The sequence below is a fragment of the Streptomyces sp. NPDC057099 genome, from assembly GCF_042671245.1.
Classification (GTDB): Bacteria; Actinomycetota; Actinomycetes; order Streptomycetales; family Streptomycetaceae; genus Streptomyces; species Streptomyces purpurascens.
The window spans coordinates 101,534-119,272 of the sequence record NZ_JBHUTX010000013.1 but is presented as its reverse complement, the minus strand read 5'-3'; the positions used below and the strand labels follow the sequence as shown (position 1 = coordinate 119,272).

Here is a 17,739-nt window from a genome sequence, read left to right as displayed (position 1 = left end):
CTCAGGGTTTTGCGGTCGGCAGGCCGTGTTCCAGGACGTCCAGGGCGCGGTCGACGAGGTCCCGGATGTCGTCCCGGTGGCCGGTCCCGGCCCAGTAGTGGGAGACCTCCATCAGCCCGCCCATCACGGACATGGCGAAGACCCGTAGCTCCAGGCTGTCGGGGTCGAGCCCGGAGCGCTCGGCGAGGGCCTCGCGGAGCGGCAGGCCGGTGGCCGCCGTGCTCTCGATCATGCGGGCCCGTACCGCCGGCACCTCGACCCCGAGCCGCGCCCGCAGCCGGGTCACCTCGGGCTCCTCGGCGAGGCTCAGGTCGAGTGCCTTGCGCATCACGTGCCTCAGGACGTCGGCCCACGACTCGTCCTTGGGCCGGGCCCGCAGCTCCGCCGTCATCACCGGGTCCCACTCGTCGGTGACGACGATGTCCTCCTTGGTCGGGAAGTAGCGGAAGACGGTCGACGGCGACACCTCGGCACGGTCGGCGATCAGCTCGATCGTCGTGGCGTCGTAGCCCTGCTCCTCGATCAGCGCGTAGGTCGCGCCGCGGATCGCCTGGCGGGTCTTGATCTTCTTCCGCTCCCGGAGTCCCAGCGGGGGCCGGTCGGCGGGGGTGCTGCGTGGGGCCGTCATGACATGACAGTAACTGTCAAAAGGCATTCACTGCCTACGCGTGCTGGTACGCCACCAGCGAGATCCCCACGTAGTGCGTGATGAAGGCCGCGAGGGTGAAGGAGTGGAACACCTCGTGGAAGCCGAACCAGCGCGGTGACGGGTTGGGCTTCTTTATGCCGTAGACCACGCCGCCGGCGCTGTAGAGCAGACCGCCGACGATGACCAGGACGAGGACGGCGATACCGCCGGCCCGCATGAAGTCCGGCAGATAGAACACGGCCGCCCAGCCCATCGCGATGTAGCACGGCGTGTAGAGCCAGCGCGGGGCGCCGACCCAGAAGACGCGGAAGACGATCCCGGCCGCCGCCGCGGCCCAGACGCCCCACAGCAGCCACTGCCCCTTCGCGCCCGGCAGGAGCAGCATGGTCAGCGGTGTGTACGTGCCCGCGATGATCAGGAAGATGTTGGCGTGATCCAGACGGCGCAGAACGCCGTCCATGCGCGGACTCCAGTTGCCTCGGTGGTACAGCGCGCTCACGCCGAACAGCAGGCAGGCCGTCAGCACGTAGATACCGCAGGCGACGCGCCCTCTGGACGAGTCGGCGAGGGCGGTCAGCACCAGGCCCGCGACGAGAACGGCCGGAAACATGCCGAGGTGCAGCCAGCCTCGCAGCTTGGGCTTCACCGGGTGAGGCAAGGAGAGCGCCACCGGGCCACGGCCGTCGGCCGGCGGATCCGTGGGCGCGTCGGGGACGAACGCAGTCATGGCCGAATGGTAGCTACGGAAGCGTAAGTGACCCATCAGTCCGGTCGTTTGGCCGATGAAGAGTGGCCATCCTCTCATCGTCACCGAATGATGGTCACGCAAACGGACGGTCATGTGAACCCAACGTGCATGCAAAGCGTCTCCGAGAAACCGTGGCGATCCTCACGTTGCTCACCTGTGCGCTCCTCTGGACAGATGGGCGCGGACGTCGGATGATCAAATGAGTGCGGTCGGCACCGGATGAGCGCCAAGTTGCACCGTGAAGCATCCGGGTCGCAGCCCCCACGGGGCCTCCACATCGACAAAAAAACCCTCATTTAGGAGCAATCGTGGCGCGCGACATCGCGGCTCCCACCGTCCCCACCACTCACCAGGGGTTGATCTCGTGGGTGAACGAGATCGCCGAGCTGACCCAGCCGGACAACGTGGTCTGGTGTGACGGATCCGAGGCCGAGTACGAGCGCCTGTGCGAGGAGCTCGTCCAGAAGGGCACCTTCCGGAAACTCGACCCGATCAAGCGCCCCCACTCCTACTACGCGGCCTCCGACCCCACCGACGTCGCCCGCGTGGAGGACCGGACGTTCATCTGCTCCGAGAAGGAGGAGGACGCGGGCCCGACCAACCACTGGAAGGCCCCCGCCGAGATGCGGGAGATCTTCCAGGGCTCCGGAGGCCAGGGAGGCCTGTTCCGCGGCTCGATGCGCGGCCGCACGCTGTACGTCGTGCCCTTCTGCATGGGCCCGCTGGGCTCGCCGCTGTCCGCGCTCGGCGTCGAGATCACCGACTCGGCGTACGTCGCCGTCGCCATGCGCACGATGACGCGCATGGGCCAGGCGGTCCTGGACGAGCTCGGCTCCGACGGCTTCTTCGTCAAGGCCGTGCACACCCTGGGCGCCCCGCTGGAGCCCGGCCAGCAGGACGTCCCCTGGCCCTGCAACCAGACCAAGTACATCTCGCACTTCCCCGAGGACCGCGAGATCTGGTCCTACGGCTCCGGCTACGGCGGCAACGCCCTGCTCGGCAAGAAGTGCTACGCCCTGCGCATCGCCTCCGTGATGGCGCGTGACGAGGGCTGGCTCGCCGAGCACATGCTGGTCCTCAAGCTCACCCCGCCGCGCGGCGAGGCCAAGTACGTCGCCGCGGCCTTCCCGAGCGCCTGCGGCAAGACCAACCTCGCCATGCTGGAGCCGACCGTCCCCGGCTGGACGGTCGAGACCATCGGCGACGACATCGCCTGGATGCGCTTCGGCGAGGACGGCCGCCTCTACGCCATCAACCCCGAGGCCGGCTTCTTCGGTGTCGCCCCCGGCACCGGCGAGCACACCAACGCCAACGCGATGAAGACGCTCTGGGGCAACTCCGTCTTCACCAACGTCGCCCTCACCGACGACAACGACATCTGGTGGGAGGGCATGACGGAGGAGACTCCGGCCCACCTGACGGACTGGAAGGGCAACGACTGGACGCCCGAGTCGGGCGTTCCGGCCGCTCACCCCAACGCCCGCTTCACCGTCCCGGCCTCGCAGTGCCCGATCATCGCGCCGGAGTGGGAGGACCCCAAGGGCGTGCCGATCTCGGCGATCCTCTTCGGTGGCCGCCGCGCCACCGCCGTACCGCTGGTTACGGAGTCCTTCGACTGGAACCACGGCGTCTTCCTCGGCGCCAACGTGGCCTCCGAGAAGACCGCCGCCGCCGAGGGCAAGGTCGGCGAACTGCGCCGCGACCCGTTCGCGATGCTGCCGTTCTGCGGCTACAACATGGGCGACTACATGGCCCACTGGATCGACGTGGCCAAGGACAAGGACCAGTCCAAGCTGCCGAAGATCTACTACGTCAACTGGTTCCGCAAGGACGACCAGGGCAAGTTCGTGTGGCCCGGCTTCGGTGAGAACGCCCGTGTCCTGAAGTGGATCGTGGGCCGCCTGGACGGCTCGGCCGAGGGCGTCGAGTCGCCGATCGGCGTCCTGCCGGCGAAGGGTGCCCTCGACACGGACGGCCTCGAACTGTCCGACGCCGACCTGGACTTCCTGCTCACGGTCGACAAGGAGGTCTGGCGCGAGGAGGCCGCCCTGGTCCCCGAGCACCTCAACACCTTCGGCGACCACACGCCGAAGGAACTGTGGGACGAGTACCGCGCGCTGGTGAAGCGCCTGGGCTGAGCCCCCATCCAAGACTCCGCGGCCGGTCTACCGAGAGTGCCCTGACCAGCAACATCGTCACGGCCGGCCGCGGTGCCAGCACCACCGGAGGCAGGGATTCGCACAACGGCGTGCGAGCCCTGCCTTCGTCGTTCCCGTCGCGCCCCCTTGCTCACCGATTCTTCACGGCTGTTTCATGCTCTTCAGGTGCCTCACCGGTCCCGGTGAGGCTCTCAAAACAGTCTGTGGGGGGCACAGTTGAATACCGCACACCGTTCCAGACGGCTCGCCGCCACGCTGTCCGCCGCGTTACTCGCGGGGACCGGCTTGACCGTCGCCGCCGCACCCGCGGCGCACGCGGCGGCCTCCGACGCCGTGGCCAAGCTGCCGATCTCGTCGTACTCGGCGCTGGCCGTCGACAACGTCCACCAGCGCGTCTTCGTCGCCGACAGCAACGTCGGCTACTACCTCAACTCCGGCACCATCGCCGTCTACACCTTCGAGGGTGAGCGGCTGACGACGCTCACCACCAACCAGGCCCATGTCTCCGGCCTCGCGGTCAGCGCCGACGGCAACACGCTGTACGCGGGGCTGCGCGACCGTATCGAGGCCTTCGACACCACCACCTACCAGCGCACCACCGTCGCCTCCGCCAACACCGACACCTGCGGCCGGGAGGTCGCCCAGTCCGGCGGCCAGACCTACTTCACGACGCCCTACGCGTCCTCGACCTCCCAGTGCGCCACCGCCGAGACCCACCTCGACGGGATCGTGAACGGCACGCACACCCGCACCGGCTGGAACGACAGCGGCGATCTGCTGCTGGAGGCCGGCGCCGGGGACCGCATGCTCATGGGCCAGCCGCTCAACGCGAAGGCGGCCGACCCCTTCCTCGCCGTGTACGACACCAGTGACGGCGCCCTCGTCCGCAACGCCGCGCGGCGCTTCGCCGACGGCCAGGGCAACGGCGCCCTGAACCTCAAGGACCTGGCGTTCTCCGCCGACGGCGGCAAGGTCGCCCTGGCCGACGCCACGGCGGGCACCCGGCTGCTCAACACCGGCGACCTGTCGGACGCGGCGACCGGCTACCGGGCCCTGCCCGAGGGGGCCACCGCCAGCGCGGTCGCCTTCAGCGGCGACGGCAAGTACATCGCCCGCGGAGCCTCCGCCACCGGTGCCGTGCCCGACCTGCTGGTGCAGCCCGCCGACCCCGGCGACTCCACCACCCCGCTGGAGTTCGTCTTCGAGGGCAGCCTCGACGGCGACCGGGTCGTGCCGCGCGGCATGAAGTGGTCGGCGGACGGCTCCCGGCTGTTCGCGGTCACCACCAACGCGTCCGGCGGCCAGTACTGGCTGCACATCATCAAGCCGCCCGCCGTCCAGTACGACGCCCGCTTCACCGGCGGCCTCACCCACAGCCCCGGCCAGGCCGTGGCGGGCGAGCCGCTGGCCGTGCGCGGCAAGCTGGAGCACGACGGGCCGGCGCCCGCCGAGCCGCTGAAGGTCAAGGCGACCCGCACCGACGCGAGCGGCACCCACGACCTGGGCACCGCCACCGTCAAGGCGGACGGCACCTTCACGGTCCTCGACGAGCCCGACCGCCTCGGCGAGGCCACCTACACCGTCTCCTACCTCGGCGACCTGACCCACCGCCCGGCCACGGACATCACCCACACGGTGACCGTCGCCAAGGCCCCCACCACCATCGCCCTCACGGCACCGGCGGAGGCGAACCTGTCCGACGGCATCGAGATCACCGGCAGATTCGAGGCACGGGGCAAGGCGCTGGCGGACCGAGCCGTCCTCAAGGTCGTCCGCGAGGACCGCCTCGGCAGAGGCACCCTCTCCTCGGTGACCGCCGCCGCCGACGGCACCTTCACCATCAACGACATCCCCCGCACCTACGGCGACACGACCTACACGGTCAGTTGGCCGGGCGACGCCCTGCACGAGAACTCGACGGCATCGGCGGAGACCTACGTCAGACGCTAGTTGTTGCGATGCCGTCAGGGGCACGTCCTCAAGGGGCGCGGGGCTGTATCGATGTGCGGCTCCGCCGCGTGGGCGCGACCGGCCCAACTCAACCCGCACCCACCCGCAAACGGTGGCTCCCGGCCCGCGCGTCGCTGCGGGTGCGCGCGGACCGGGGCCGTTCAAGGGAGCCCGTGAAAGAGGCTCAGTGGGAGGCGAGCTCGCGCGGATCGAGGGCCGCCGAGTGCACGTCCATCTGCTCGGCGGCCAGAATCGCCGCCGCCGTATCGGCCCGGGACGCGGCGACAACCAGCGCCCGCCCCGCCAGGGCGTGCGCCCGCCGATGGAGCGCCACGGCACTCCGCTCGCGGCGCCCCCGGGACGCACGGGTCGGCGTACGCCCACCCCTCAGCCGGGCCACCTGCTCCGTGAGCCGCTCCGCCGAGGTGTCCAGGTCGGCCGAGGGTGCTGCCGCGCGGAGTTCGTCCGTGACGGCGAGCAGTGCGGCGAGATGGCCCGCGAGCTGGATGTCCAGCTCTTCCTCACGCGATCGGTGGGGGAAGTCGGCGGTGGTGCCGGCCATCGAGCTGTGGACCGACTTGGCGCGGATCGGTTCGTACATGGGACGGCCTCCTGAGTGCTTCAGGAAGCCATCCTAGCTTAGATTTCGTCTAAAGTTGAGTTGTTCACAAAACCGGACCGGTCGCACACGCAGTGTGAGCGGGGTCTCTTCGGTCAGGGCTGGCTGTAGCCGTCCAGGAAGTGCCCGATCCGGCCCATCGCGTCCCGCAGGTCGCCGACCGACGGCAGGGTCACCACGCGGAAGTGGTCGGGCTCGGGCCAGTTGAAGCCGGTGCCCTGGACGACCATGATCTTCTCGCGCCGGAGCAGGTCCAGGACCATGCGCCGGTCGTCCTTGATCTTGAAGACCTTGGGGTCGAGCCGCGGGAAGAGGTACAGCGCGCCCTTCGGCTTCACGCAGCTCACGCCCGGGATCTGGGTCAGCAGCTCGTACGCCACGTCCCGCTGCTCGCGCAGCCGCCCGCCCGGCAGTACCAGGTCGTTGATCGTCTGCCGTCCGCTGAGCGCCGCGACCACGCCGTGCTGGCCCGGCATGTTCGCGCACAGCCGCATGTTCGCGAGGATCGTCAGGCCCTCGATGTAGGAGTCGGCGTGGGCGCGCGGCCCGGAGATCGACATCCAGCCGACGCGGTAGCCGGCGACCCGGTACGCCTTCGACATGCCGTTGAAGGTGAGGGTGAGCAGGTCGGGGGCGACGGCGGCGGTCGGGGTGTGCGTGGCCTCGTCGTAGAGGATCTTGTCGTAGATCTCGTCCGAGCAGACCAGCAGGTTGTGGCGGCGGGCGATGTCGGTCAGCCCCTTGATCATCGCCTCGTCGTAGACGGCCCCGGTCGGGTTGTTCGGGTTGATGATCACGATCGCCTTGGTGCGGTCGGTGACCTTGCGCTCGATGTCGGCCAGGTCCGGCATCCAGTCGGCCTGCTCGTCGCACCGGTAGTGCACGGCGGTGCCGCCGGACAGGGAGACGGCGGCGGTCCACAGCGGGTAGTCCGGCGCGGGGACGAGGACCTCGTCGCCGTCGTCGAGCAGCCCCTGCATCGCCATCACGATCAGCTCGGAGACGCCGTTGCCGATGAAGACGTGCTCGACGTCCGTCTCGATGCCGAGGGTCTGGTTGTGCATGACGACCGCGCGCCGTGCGGCCAGCAGTCCCTTGGCGTCCCCGTATCCGTGTGCCGAGGACACGTTCCGGAGGACGTCCTCCAGGATCTCGGGCGGACACTCGAAGCCGAACGCCGCCGGATTGCCGGTGTTGAGCTTGAGGATGCGGTGACCTGCTGCTTCCAGGCGCATCGCCTCCTCGAGCACCGGGCCCCGGATCTCGTAACAGACGTTGGCGAGCTTGGTCGACTGGATCACCTGCATGTCAGGGAGCTTACGGCCCGGTAATGCCTCGTGGCTCGTGTTTTCCGCCACGCGAGACGCGCCGGTTTCGCATGAAATCGCCATACGCAGCCTCATTGGCCCTCAGGGGCGCCGGGAGTGGGCGCGGAGGCGGATTGGGCCAAAGGGGCGACGGGTGCGCGGTTCCCCGCAGCCCGGGGCGGGACGCCGGTACCCGGGCAAAGCCCGACGAAGCTCGGAAGCGGCCATCAAGTCCCCCAACCGTGCCCCCCAAGTTCCCGGCGGGTCACGGCGGTTGCGTAGGGTCGGCCCGGACGCCGAGGGGCCCGTTGTGAAACAGGTTCTTGTGCCGCCCGCCTTGCGACGATCACAATGCACATGACAACAGTGCGGGCGGCCGGAGGATTTCCGGCCGCCTCCGTCGCAAGAGGGGACCCCCCATGAGAAAACCTCTCGCCGCCGCGTTCTTCGCCCTGGCGATAGCCGGGGCCGGCGCGGCTCCCGCGACCGCTGCCGAGGCTGGCCCCCAGGGCTTCGGCAAGGGCGCGGAAACGGGCAAGGTCACGTCCGCCGTCTCGGACGTGGTCACGTCCGCAACGGAGACCCTGTCCGGGCTCAGGAGCCCGTCGGCCAAGGCTGTGAACTTCGCCGGCACCGTCGCGCTCAGCAACTGCTCCGGCTCCGTCGTCCGCATGCCGGACTCCGAGGACAACGACCCGGCGCTGGTGATGACCAACGGCCACTGTCTGGACGGCGGCATGCCCGGCCCCGGCGAGGTCCGCGTCGACCAGGCCTCCAGCCGTACCTTCGGCCTGCTCAACGCCTCCGGTTCGCGCGTCGCCACCCTGCGCGCCAACAAGCTCGCGTACGGCACGATGACCGACACGGACGTCGCGTTCTACCAGCTCACCACCACGTACGGGCAGATCAAGAGCTCGTACGGCATCAACGCGCTGACGCTGAACGACTCGCACCCGGCCGCCGGCACCGCCATCAGCGTCGTCTCGGGCTACTGGAAGCGGATCTACAGCTGTGACATCGACGGGTTCGCCCACACCCTGAAGGAGGGCGACTGGACCTTCAAGGACTCGGTCCGCTACACCTCCGCCTGCAACACCATCGGCGGCACGTCCGGCTCGCCCGTCGTCGACCAGGCCACCGGCAAGGTCGTCGCGATCAACAACACCGGCAACGAGGACGGCGAGCGCTGCACGGTGAACAACCCCTGTGAGGTCGACGCGAACGGCAACGTGACCGTCCGCAAGGGCATCAACTACGCCCAGCAGACCTACCAGATCCCGGCCTGCTTCGGCGTCGACAACAAGCTCGACCTGAGCGCGAGCGGCTGCACCCTGCCCAAGCCGTAGGGCAGGGTGCCGGGCCGGGTGGTCACGCGAGAGCGGTTCCGCGGACCGCCCGGCCCGCCAGGACGTCCGTGCGCCGGCCGTCCTCGATCACGAAGCGGCCGTCGACCAGGACGTACGGGATGCCCGTAGGGAGCGTGCGGGGTTCGTCGAAAGTGGACCCCGCCGCCACCGTCGCCGGATCGAAGAGGACCAGGTCGGCGACATACCCCTCGCGCACCAGGCCCCGGTCCGGCAGTCGCAGCCGGGCCGCCGGGCGTGCGGTGAGGTGCGCGACGCACTCCTCCAGCGACAGCACCCCCAACTCCCGCACGTAGTGCCCGAGGTAGTGCGGGAACGTGCCGTAGGCGCGCGGGTGCGGCTTGGCGCCCTGGAGGATGCCGTCCGAGCCGCCGGTGTGCACCCGGTGGCGCATGATCGCCCGGACGTTCTCCTCGTGGCCGACGTGCTGGAGGATCGTCGGGGCCAGCCGGTCCGCCAGCAGCAGCCCGCGCGCGGTCGCCCAGGGCGCCTCGCCGCGTAGGTCCGCCGACTCCCGCACCGTCCGGCCGACGAACTCCGCCAGGGCCGGATCGCCCACGCCCGAGATCTCGATCGTGTCCCACTCGATGGGCACGCCGTGGCAGCCGTCCGAGCCCGTGACCTCCAGGTCGTGGCGGATCCGCGCCGCCGTCTCCTCGTCCGCCAGCCGCTTCAGGGCCTGCTCGGGGCCGCCCTCGTTCGCCCAGCTCGGCAGCATGGCCGCCAGCGTCGTACAGCCCGGGGTGTAGGGGTAGGTGTCGAGGCTGATGTCGGCCCCGGCCGCCAGCGCCTCGTCCAGGAGGGACAGCAGCTCCGGCGCCCGGCCCTTGTTCACGCCGAAGTTCATGGTGGCGTGGGCGAGATGCAGGGAGCAGCCCGCCTCACGGGTCAGGGCGACCATCTCCCGGTACGCCTCCAGGGCGCCCGCGCCGTAGGAGCGGTGGTGCGGGCAGTAGTAGCCGCCGTACGACGCCACCACCCGGCACAGCTCGGTCAGTTCGGCGTCCTGCGCGTACATGCCGGGTGTGTACGTCAGCCCGGACGACATGCCGACGGCGCCCTGCTCCATGCCCTCGGCGACCAGCCGCCGCATCCGGTCCAGCTCTTCGGGGGTCGCCTCCCGGTCCTCCCAGCCGACGGCGAGCGCGCGGACCGTGCCCTGCGGGATCAGATAGGCCGCGTTGACCGCGATCCCCCGGTCCAGCCGGTCCAGATACTCGCCGACCGACCGCCAGTCGAAGTCGATGTCGTCACCGGAGCCGTTCCACCCGGCGATCGCCCGGCGCACCTCGCCGAGCGTGCGGTCGTCGACCGGCGCGTACGACAGTCCGTCCTGGCCGATGACCTCCAGGGTGACGCCCTGCGCGGCCTTGGCACTGTGGTCGGGGTCGCGCAGCAGGGCCAGGTCGCTGTGGGCGTGCATGTCGACGAAGCCGGGGGAGAGGACCAGCCCCTCCGCGTCCAGCTCCCGGCGCGCCCTCGGCCGCTGGCAGCCGGCCGCCGCCGCCTCCTTGACGATCGACACGATCCGGCCGCCGTCGACCACGACATCGGCCCGGTACGGGGGTCCGCCGGAGCCGTCCACGACCTCCGCGTCCCGGATGACGAGCTCTTCCATCGCGGGCCTCCTCAGAAGAACGTACGGACGTAGTCGACGACCGTGCCGTCCGCCGCCACGACCGGGATCAGCTGCCACTTGTCGAACGACGTGCACGGATGGGACAGACCGAGACCGACCCAGTCCCCGACCTCCAGATCCGCCTCCGGCGTGGTGCTCAGCCAGGCGTGCTGGTCGGACAGGCCGGTCACCGACACCCCGGTGGCCGGGCGCTCGGCGCCGTCCCGGCGGATCACCTGCGCGAAGGGCAGATCGAGGTCGTAGGCCGCGTCCCGCTTGCCCGCGTTGACGAAGGCCTGCTCGGCGGAGGGCCGCGACACGACCTGCGTCCACAGCCGGAACGCCGGCTCCAGGGCGCCCTCCTCGGGGACCCGGTTGAACGGCGTCAGCTTGCGGTAGTGGCCGTCGTCGTGCGAGACGTAGGCGCCCGAGCGCAGCAACTTCAGCACGGGACGCGAGAGTCCGGGGATCTCCGCGAAGACCTCGGCGACCGCGTCGAACCAGGCGCTGCCGCCCGCGCTGACGACGATCTCGTCCAGGCCCTCGAAGCGCCCGGCCTCGTCGAAGCCGGCGGCGAGCGCGACCAGCCGCCGCAGCCACGCCGTCACCCGCTCCTGGTCGGCCTTCGGCACCTCGCCCTCGTAGCCCGCGACACCGACGAGCCGCAACGTCCGCGTGCGCGCCACCGCGTCCGCGACCGCCGCGCACTCCGCCTCCGTACGGACCCCGGTCCGGGCGCCCTCCCCGGCGGCGAGTTCGACGACGACGTCCACCGGCCGCGCGGAACCGCTCAGGGCCGCGTCCATCAGCTCCACCGCGCGCACGGAGTCGACGTAGCAGACGAAGCGGAAGTCCGGGTCGGCGTCCAGCTCGGCGGAGACCCAGCGCAGGGCCGCCGCGTCGACCAGCTCGTTGGCGAGGAAGATCCGCCGGGTCCCGAACGCGCGCGCCACCCGCGCCTGGTGGGGGACCGCCAGGGTGATGCCCCACGCCCCGTGCTCGATCTGCCGCTGGAACAGCTGCGGGGCCATGGAGGTCTTGCCGTGCGGCGCGAAGGCCAGGCCGTGCCGGGCCGCGTACGTCTCCATGAGCCTCAGGTTGTGCTCCAGGCGCTCGGCGGACAGCGCGAGCACGGGCGTGGCGAAGCCGCCGGTGAAGAGGTTGCGGCGCTGGTCGGCCAGCTCGCCCACGGTCAGTCCGTCGGCGTCCGGCGGGAGGCCCTTGAAGCGGTGGTCGACGCGCTCGGCAGCGAGCCGGGCGAGGGACTCGGCGGCGGTGTCGGCTGTCATGGAGCCTCCTGATCAGCAATGTTGCGTTCTGTGCAACCGTCGTTGCGTATGTCGATGCACGCTGTCTAACATCTCGGCCACCCCCGGTCAATGAACCGTCATCGGCCGGCCCGACGCCTCGAAGAGGAGCCACGAGCATCGTGACCCCCACCGGACCCTGCAACGCCCCCGACGTCGTGGACGTCGTCGCGCTCGGCGAGTCCATGGTCACGTTCCTGCCCTCCCGGCCGGGGCGGCTCGCCGACGTGCCCTCCTTCGAGCGGGGCATCGGCGGGGCGGAGTCGAACGTGGCGTGCGTGCTGGCCGCCGCCGGGCATTCCGTGCGGTGGGTGAGCCGGGTGGGGGACGATCCGTTCGGTGATCACCTGGTCGAGGCGATCGGCGGGTACGGGGTCGACGTGGCCCACGTCCGGCGCGACCCCGGCCGCCCCACCGGCATCTACTTCCGCACCGCCGGGGACCGGGCCACCGACGCGCACGAGGTGGCGTACTACCGGGCCGGTTCGGCGGCGTCGGCGATGAGCGTCACGGACCCCGATCCGGCGGCGGTGCGCGCCGGGCGCGTGCTGCACCTGTCCGGGATCACGCCCGCGCTCTCCGTGAGCTGCCTGGAGCTGATGCGCGAGCTGACCGCCCGCCGCCCCGCCCGCCCGCTGGTCTCCTTCGACGTCAACCACCGGCCCGGACTCTGGGGCGACACCGACGCCCCCGAGGTGCTGCGGGACCTCGCACGCGGCGCCGACCTCGTCTTCGTGGGACAGGACGAGGCCTGGGGGCTGGACAGCCCCCAGGCCGTCCGCGCCGCCCTCCCCGAACCCGACGTGCTGGTCGTCAAGCAGGGCGCGGCGGGAGCCACCGTCTTCGAGAAGCGGGACGTCACCTTCGTCCCCGCCCCCCGGGTCGACGTCGTCGCCGAGGTCGGCGCCGGCGACGCCTTCGCCGCCGGGTTCCTCTCCGCCACCCTGCGCGCACTGCCCGTCCGGGACCGGCTGCGGCACGGGCATCTGATGGCCGCCGCCGCGCTCACCGTCCCCGGCGACCACGCCACGCCGCCTTCCCGGGAGCACGCCGACCGGCTCGCCGCCCTGGACGACGCGGCATGGGGGAGACTGCGACTCGGCCCGGGCTGGACCGCGGAGGCACAGCGGGCCGACGAGGAGGTACGTACGCCATGAGCCAGACCGTCGACCGCGCGCTCAGCATCCTGCCGCTGCTCGCCGAGGGCCCCGCCGACCTGGGGCAGGTCGCCGACCGCCTCGACGTGCACAAGTCCACGGCCCTGCGTCTGCTGCGCACCCTCCACGAGCACGGCCTCGTCTACCGCCAGTCCGACCAGCGCTACCGCCTCGGAGCCCGGCTCTTCGCGCTCGCCCAGGAGGCGATGGAGAACCTCGACGTCCGCGAGATCGCCCATCCCCATCTGATCCGCCTCAACGAGAGCTGCGGGCACACCGTCCACCTCGCCGTGTACGAGGAGAACGAGGTCCTCTACATCGACAAGGTCGAGAGCCGCTACCCCGTGCGGATGTACTCCCGCATCGGCAAGCCCGTCGCCATCACCGTCGCCGCGGTCGCGAAGCTGCTGCTCGCCGACCTGCCCGAGCACGAGCGGCGGGCCGTGGCCGAGAAGCTCGACTACCCCACGTACACGGCCCGTTCGACACCCAACGCCGGCGCGTTCCTGCGCGAGCTGGACAAGGTGCGCGAACAGGGCTGGGCCACCGACCTCGGCGGCCACGAGGAGTCCATCAACTGCGTCGCGGCGCCCATCCGCGGCGCCGACGGCCGGGTCGTCGCCGCGATGTCGGTCTCCGCGCCGAACGTCGTCGTCACCGCCGACGAACTCCTCACCCTCCTGCCGCTGGTGCGCCGTACGGCGGACGCCATCAGCGGCGAGTACTCCGGCAGGACACCAGTGAAGGGCACCGTATGACGGACAAGATCGCACTCACCCCGAAGACCCACACCACCCCGCCGGCGAAGTTCTCGCACGGGGTGAGGAAGGGCAACATCCTCCAGGTCGCCGGCCAGGTCGGCTTCCTGCCCGCCGAGGAGGGCAAGGCGCCCACCCCCGCCGGGCCGACCCTGCGCGAGCAGACCCTCCAGACCCTGGCCAACGTCAAGGCCATCCTCGAGGAGGGCGGCTCCGGCTGGGACGACGTGATGATGATCCGCGTCTACCTCACCGACGTCGACCACTTCGCCGAGATGAACGCGATCTACAACGCGTACTTCGAGGAGCAGGGCCTCACCCAGCCGCCCGCCGCGCGCACCACGGTCTACGTCGGCCTGCCCGCGGGTCTCCTCATCGAGATCGACGCGCTGGCCGTCCTCGGCTGACACACCCCTCTTTTCGTTGAGGCGCGGCGCCTTCAGTGCGCCGCGCCGCGCTCCCCCCTACCCCGAAACCGAATGCATTTACGTAGAGGACCCCCCATGTCCCTTCCGCTCGCCGCGGCCGCCCCTGCCGAGACCCCACCCCACACCGGAGGCCTGCTCCTCCTCGTGGACGGCACGGCCGGACTGCTGCTCACCGCCGCCCTCGGCATAGCACTTCTCCTCTTCCTCATCATCAAGATGAGACTCCAGCCGTTCGTCGCGCTGCTCGCGGTCTCCATAGCCGTCGGCCTCGCGGCCGGTCTCTCGGTCACCGAACTCTTCGGCACGGTCCAGAAGTCGGACGCCGTCTCCACGATCGAGTCCGGCATGGGCGGCATCCTCGGCCATGTCGCGATCATCATCGGCCTGGGCACCATGCTCGGCGCGATCCTCGAAGTCAGCGGCGGCGCGGAGGTACTGGCGAGTCGCCTCCTCAACCTCTTCGGCGAGAAGCGCGCCCCGCTCGCCATGGGCCTCACGGGCCTGATCTTCGGCATCCCGGTCTTCTTCGACGTCGGCATCTTCGTCCTGGCCCCGATCGTCTACGCCGCCGCCAAGAGCTCGGGCAAGTCGATCCTGCTCTACTGTCTGCCCCTGCTCGCGGGCCTCTCCGTCACCCACGCCTTCCTGCCGCCGCACCCCGGCCCGGTGGCCGCGGCCGGTCTCCTCAACGTCGACCTAGGCTGGGTCATCCTCATGGGCATCGTCTGCGGACTGCCCGCCGTGCTGGCCGCGTGGGCGTACTCGGCGTGGATCGGCCGCCGTATCTTCGTCGCCGTGCCGCAGGACATGGTCGAGGCGGCCGAGGAGGCCAAGCAGGCGGTCCTCGACGAGCAGCGGGCGACCGGCACCGAGCCGCGCGAGCAGCCGGTCTCCCTCGGCACGGTCCTCGGCATCATCGGCACGCCCCTGGTCCTCATCCTCGCCGCCACCTTCTCCTCGATCGCCCTGGACCCCTCCACGCTCCGCTCGGTGATCGAGTTCTTCGGCAACCCCTTCGTGGCGCTCACGCTCGCCCTGTTCCTCGCGTACTACCTGCTCGGCATCCGGCGCGGCTGGTCCCGCAAGTCCCTGGAGACGGTGTCCACGGCGTCCCTCAAGCCGGTCGGCAACATCATCCTCGTCGTCGGCGCGGGCGGTGTCTTCGGCGCCGTCCTCAAGGCCAGCGGCGTCGCCCAGGCCCTCTCCGACACGTTCAACGACGTGGGCCTGCCGGTGATCGCCCTCTCCTACCTGATCTCCGTGGTCCTGCGCGTCGCCCAGGGCTCGGCGACGGTCGCCATCGTCACGACGGCGGGCATCGTCGCCCCGCTCCTCTCCGAGGGCGACCACTCCCAGGCCTTCGTCGCCCTGGTCATCATGTCCATCTCGGCCGGCTCCATCTTCGCCTCGCACGTCAACGACGGAGGCTTCTGGATGGTCGCCAAGTACTTCGGCATCAGCGAACGCGACACGCTCAAGTCGTGGACGGTGCTGGAGAGTGTGCTGTCGGTGGCGGGGTTCGTGGTGGCCGCGGTGCTGAGCCTGTTCGTGTAGGCGTCTGATAACGATGCAGGGGCTGGTTGTGTGCGGCACAGGTTTGTCGACCATACTGCTCCGCTGTGGAGCAGCGCATAGGTTCGAGCAGCCAGCCCCTGGAAGGCGCCGGATTCGACCCGGCCTTCATCCCCGGGCTCACGTCACCCGCGTCCGGACGGACGAAGGACGAGGAGCCGGAGAAGGAGCCCGAGGTCGCGGAAGCCGAGGACGCCGAAGCCGCCGACGACACGGAGGAGACCGAGGAAGCCGAGGGGGCCGAAGAGGCCGCCCCGGAGCCGGTGGAGGACGCCGCACCGGAAGACGGTCCCGTCTTCGAGGCCTCCGACCGCCGCGCGAAACTGGTCGCCGACCACAGAGGCGTACGCCTCTTCCTGGACGACCAGGAGTGCGAGTTCCGCTGGGACGAGATCGGCGCGGTCGAGACGGAGACCGCCCGCTTCGGCAAGCGCTGGACCGTCACCGTCCACACCCCTGACCGGCGCTGGTACCCGATCGAGATCGAAGCACCGGCCAGGAGCCGTTTCACGGAGTGGGACGCTCAGTTGGACGCGGTTCTGGACGCCTACTTCGAGGAAGACGCAAAGGCAGACGTCGAGGCAGACGCCGACTAGGCGCAGTACTGGCCTTCCTTGCCGATCGACCGGTACATGCAGTCCGCGTTCTCCAGCAGTTGCAGCACCGCATCGCGGTTACGGGAGGTCTCCCGCTCGATCACCTCGTCGGGCGGGTAGAACCCACCTCCACCGGACCTCGGATACATCTCGAAGGTGTACGCGAAGATCTTGTGCGTGCCCCAGAGGAAGTCGTCGATCGACCCGTCCGTGATGTACAGATCGCTCGACTGCTCCGCGGTGTAGCCGTTGCTCGCGGCCAGCTTCTGCCCGACCGCCTTGAACGCCGCGTTGTCGTCCGCGGTCATCCCGGTCGTGGTGTCCGAGTACGTGTAGCCGAACGGCCACAGCACCAGCTCGCTGTACGTGTGGAAGTCGACACCGGCCCTGATCTGCTGCTTCCCGCCGACGACCCGGCTGCGCACGAAGTCGGCGACGACCTTCACCTCGGGCGCCGACTCCGCCGCCGTGCCCCGGTAGGTGTCGGAGGACGCCGAGCCGGAGGAGCCGCCGCAGCAGCCCCAGCGGTAGTTCCAGTTGCGGTTCAGGTCCGTGCCGACGTACGACGAACCCGAGTTGGGCTGACGGTTCTTGCGCCACGAGCGGTACGACCCGGTGGCGATGTCGTACTCGCCGCCGTCCGGGTTGAGATCCGGGACGATCCAGATCTCACGGTTGTTCACCATGCTGGTGACGCGTGAGTCGGAACCGTAGTCGGAGGTCAGCTCGCGCAGCAGGTAGAGCGCCATCTCGACGGTCAGGTGCTCGCGGGCGTGCTGGTGGTGCGTGAACAGCACCTCCGGCTCGGCCTCGTCGCTGGCGACGTTGTCGCTGATCTTGAGGGCGACGATGTCCCGGCCCTGGTACGACTTGCCGATCACGCGCCGGCTCGCGATCGACGGGTTGGCCGAGACGATCGAGTTGATCTCGGTCGTCATCTCCGCGTAGTTGTGGTACCGCGAGTCGGCGGACGGGAAGTCGTAGATCCGGACGTCGTCCTCGCCCGCGGACCGGTCGGGCACCGCGCCGAGCGTGGTGACCTCGTAGCCCAGAGCGCGCAGCTTCCTGATCTGGTCCGCGCGGCCGGAGACGACGACACCGTGGCCGTGGGACTCGTCCACGGTCACGCCCGTGCGCTGAAGTGCCGTGCGGTCCTTGGCCGTCGCGTGCAGATGGACCTCGTACTGCCTGACGTCGTCGGCCGAGGGGGCCGCCTTGGGGGCGCTGTCGGCGGTGGCGTCCGGCGCCGTCGCGGACAGGGGCGCCGCGAGGGCGAGTGCGAGAAGGGCGGCGAGGGCGGCGGTGCGTCTGCCGGTGCCGGCCCCGGAACCTCGTATGCGAAGTCGCATGAAATCTCCTTGTGGGAGGTGGGGTTGTTCGTGCGACGTACGTAGTGCGGGTGGCGCACATCGTTCTGCCAATGGCATGAGCAGGTCAAGACTGAAAGCGGTCGCGCAGTGTACGCGTGCGGCGTGGCCGTCGAGGTGTCACGGGCGAAGTACACCCA

Annotated in this window: 15 protein-coding genes; 8 read left to right on the top strand and 7 right to left on the bottom strand. The window is 70.2% G+C overall.

The window, feature by feature from the left end; all coding sequences use genetic code 11:
* Window position 1: 1 nt before the first annotated feature.
* Window positions 2-628 carry a TetR/AcrR family transcriptional regulator gene (locus ACFT4A_RS19260; protein ID WP_382831687.1) on the bottom strand — a complete coding sequence of 209 codons (627 nt, stop codon included), beginning with the start codon at window positions 626-628 and terminating at the stop codon, window positions 2-4.
* 34 nt (window positions 629-662) lie between these two features.
* A complete protein-coding gene (locus ACFT4A_RS19255) occupies window positions 663-1,376 on the bottom strand; it encodes a hemolysin III family protein (protein WP_382831686.1) in 714 nt (237 codons plus the stop codon).
* Window positions 1,377-1,705: 329 nt separating this feature from the next.
* Between ACFT4A_RS19255 and ACFT4A_RS19250 the strand changes: the two genes are divergently transcribed.
* Both ACFT4A_RS19250 and ACFT4A_RS19245 read left to right on the top strand, forming a co-directional pair.
* The gene (locus ACFT4A_RS19250; protein WP_382831684.1) at window positions 1,706-3,535 is read left to right on the top strand and encodes a phosphoenolpyruvate carboxykinase (GTP); all 1,830 of its coding nucleotides are present in this window, start codon (window positions 1,706-1,708) and stop codon (window positions 3,533-3,535) included.
* 237 nt (window positions 3,536-3,772) lie between these two features.
* Complete coding sequence (locus ACFT4A_RS19245; protein ID WP_382831682.1) at window positions 3,773-5,506, top strand: Ig-like domain repeat protein; 1,734 nt, start codon at window positions 3,773-3,775, stop codon at window positions 5,504-5,506.
* A 184-nt stretch (window positions 5,507-5,690) separates the two neighbouring features.
* On the opposite strand, the gene ACFT4A_RS19240 is transcribed toward ACFT4A_RS19245, so the two are convergent.
* Together ACFT4A_RS19240 and ACFT4A_RS19235 are read right to left on the bottom strand one after the other, a co-directional pair.
* Window positions 5,691-6,107, bottom strand: coding sequence for a hypothetical protein (locus ACFT4A_RS19240; RefSeq protein WP_382831679.1), 417 nt, complete (start codon window positions 6,105-6,107; stop codon window positions 5,691-5,693).
* A 113-nt stretch (window positions 6,108-6,220) separates the two neighbouring features.
* Complete coding sequence (locus ACFT4A_RS19235; protein ID WP_382831676.1) at window positions 6,221-7,432, bottom strand: pyridoxal phosphate-dependent aminotransferase; 1,212 nt, start codon at window positions 7,430-7,432, stop codon at window positions 6,221-6,223.
* A 419-nt stretch (window positions 7,433-7,851) separates the two neighbouring features.
* On the opposite strand from ACFT4A_RS19235, the gene ACFT4A_RS19230 reads away from it, so the two are divergent.
* On the top strand, window positions 7,852-8,778 hold the full coding sequence (locus ACFT4A_RS19230; RefSeq protein ID WP_382831674.1) for a trypsin-like serine peptidase: 927 nt from the start codon (window positions 7,852-7,854) through the stop codon (window positions 8,776-8,778).
* Window positions 8,779-8,800: 22 nt separating this feature from the next.
* Here ACFT4A_RS19230 and ACFT4A_RS19225 read toward each other — a convergent pair whose 3' ends face one another.
* Together ACFT4A_RS19225 and ACFT4A_RS19220 are read right to left on the bottom strand one after the other, a co-directional pair.
* Window positions 8,801-10,414 (bottom strand): amidohydrolase family protein, encoded by a 1,614-nt coding sequence (locus tag ACFT4A_RS19225; RefSeq protein ID WP_382831671.1) that lies wholly within the window; start codon window positions 10,412-10,414, stop codon window positions 8,801-8,803.
* 11 nt (window positions 10,415-10,425) lie between these two features.
* The gene (locus ACFT4A_RS19220; protein ID WP_382831669.1) at window positions 10,426-11,703 is read right to left on the bottom strand and encodes an amino acid deaminase; all 1,278 of its coding nucleotides are present in this window, start codon (window positions 11,701-11,703) and stop codon (window positions 10,426-10,428) included.
* A 140-nt stretch (window positions 11,704-11,843) separates the two neighbouring features.
* Between ACFT4A_RS19220 and ACFT4A_RS19215 the strand changes: the two genes are divergently transcribed.
* The 5 genes from ACFT4A_RS19215 (at window position 11,844) to ACFT4A_RS19195 (ending at window position 16,232) form a co-directional block, all read left to right on the top strand.
* A complete protein-coding gene (locus ACFT4A_RS19215; RefSeq protein ID WP_382831667.1) occupies window positions 11,844-12,878 on the top strand; it encodes a sugar kinase in 1,035 nt (344 codons plus the stop codon).
* On the top strand, window positions 12,875-13,636 hold the full coding sequence (locus tag ACFT4A_RS19210; RefSeq protein WP_215118906.1) for an IclR family transcriptional regulator: 762 nt from the start codon (window positions 12,875-12,877) through the stop codon (window positions 13,634-13,636). The genes ACFT4A_RS19215 and ACFT4A_RS19210 overlap by 4 nt, the downstream gene beginning before the upstream one ends.
* A complete protein-coding gene (locus tag ACFT4A_RS19205; RefSeq protein ID WP_189722954.1) occupies window positions 13,633-14,043 on the top strand; it encodes a RidA family protein in 411 nt (136 codons plus the stop codon). Before ACFT4A_RS19210 ends, ACFT4A_RS19205 begins: the two co-directional genes overlap by 4 nt.
* A 96-nt stretch (window positions 14,044-14,139) precedes the next feature.
* Window positions 14,140-15,618 (top strand): GntP family permease, encoded by a 1,479-nt coding sequence (locus tag ACFT4A_RS19200; RefSeq protein ID WP_382831662.1) that lies wholly within the window; start codon window positions 14,140-14,142, stop codon window positions 15,616-15,618.
* 65 nt (window positions 15,619-15,683) lie between these two features.
* Window positions 15,684-16,232: a hypothetical protein gene (locus ACFT4A_RS19195; protein ID WP_382831660.1), complete on the top strand. Its 549-nt coding sequence runs from the start codon at window positions 15,684-15,686 to the stop codon at window positions 16,230-16,232.
* Here the strand turns inward: ACFT4A_RS19195 and ACFT4A_RS19190 are convergent.
* Window positions 16,229-17,581: a M14 family metallopeptidase gene (locus ACFT4A_RS19190; RefSeq protein WP_382831658.1), complete on the bottom strand. Its 1,353-nt coding sequence runs from the start codon at window positions 17,579-17,581 to the stop codon at window positions 16,229-16,231. The two genes, ACFT4A_RS19195 and ACFT4A_RS19190, sit on opposite strands and share 4 nt — an antisense overlap.
* Window positions 17,582-17,739 lie beyond the last annotated feature (158 nt).

Bases quoted from the DNA above. Each gene is read 5' to 3' on its own strand.
- ACFT4A_RS19235 (WP_382831676.1), bottom strand. From the start codon at position 7,432: ATGCAGGTGATCCAGTCGACCAAGCTCGCCAACGTCTGTTACGAGATC.
- ACFT4A_RS19255 (WP_382831686.1), bottom strand. From the start codon at position 1,376: ATGACTGCGTTCGTCCCCGACGCGCCCACGGATCCGCCGGCCGACGGC.
- ACFT4A_RS19205 (WP_189722954.1), top strand. From the start codon at position 13,633: ATGACGGACAAGATCGCACTCACCCCGAAGACCCACACCACCCCGCCG.
- ACFT4A_RS19230 (WP_382831674.1), top strand. From the start codon at position 7,852: ATGAGAAAACCTCTCGCCGCCGCGTTCTTCGCCCTGGCGATAGCCGGG.
- ACFT4A_RS19190 (WP_382831658.1), bottom strand. From the start codon at position 17,581: ATGCGACTTCGCATACGAGGTTCCGGGGCCGGCACCGGCAGACGCACC.
- ACFT4A_RS19225 (WP_382831671.1), bottom strand. From the start codon at position 10,414: ATGGAAGAGCTCGTCATCCGGGACGCGGAGGTCGTGGACGGCTCCGGC.
- ACFT4A_RS19240 (WP_382831679.1), bottom strand. From the start codon at position 6,107: ATGTACGAACCGATCCGCGCCAAGTCGGTCCACAGCTCGATGGCCGGC.
- ACFT4A_RS19210 (WP_215118906.1), top strand. From the start codon at position 12,875: ATGAGCCAGACCGTCGACCGCGCGCTCAGCATCCTGCCGCTGCTCGCC.
- ACFT4A_RS19220 (WP_382831669.1), bottom strand. From the start codon at position 11,703: ATGACAGCCGACACCGCCGCCGAGTCCCTCGCCCGGCTCGCTGCCGAG.
- ACFT4A_RS19200 (WP_382831662.1), top strand. From the start codon at position 14,140: ATGTCCCTTCCGCTCGCCGCGGCCGCCCCTGCCGAGACCCCACCCCAC.
- ACFT4A_RS19260 (WP_382831687.1), bottom strand. From the start codon at position 628: ATGACGGCCCCACGCAGCACCCCCGCCGACCGGCCCCCGCTGGGACTC.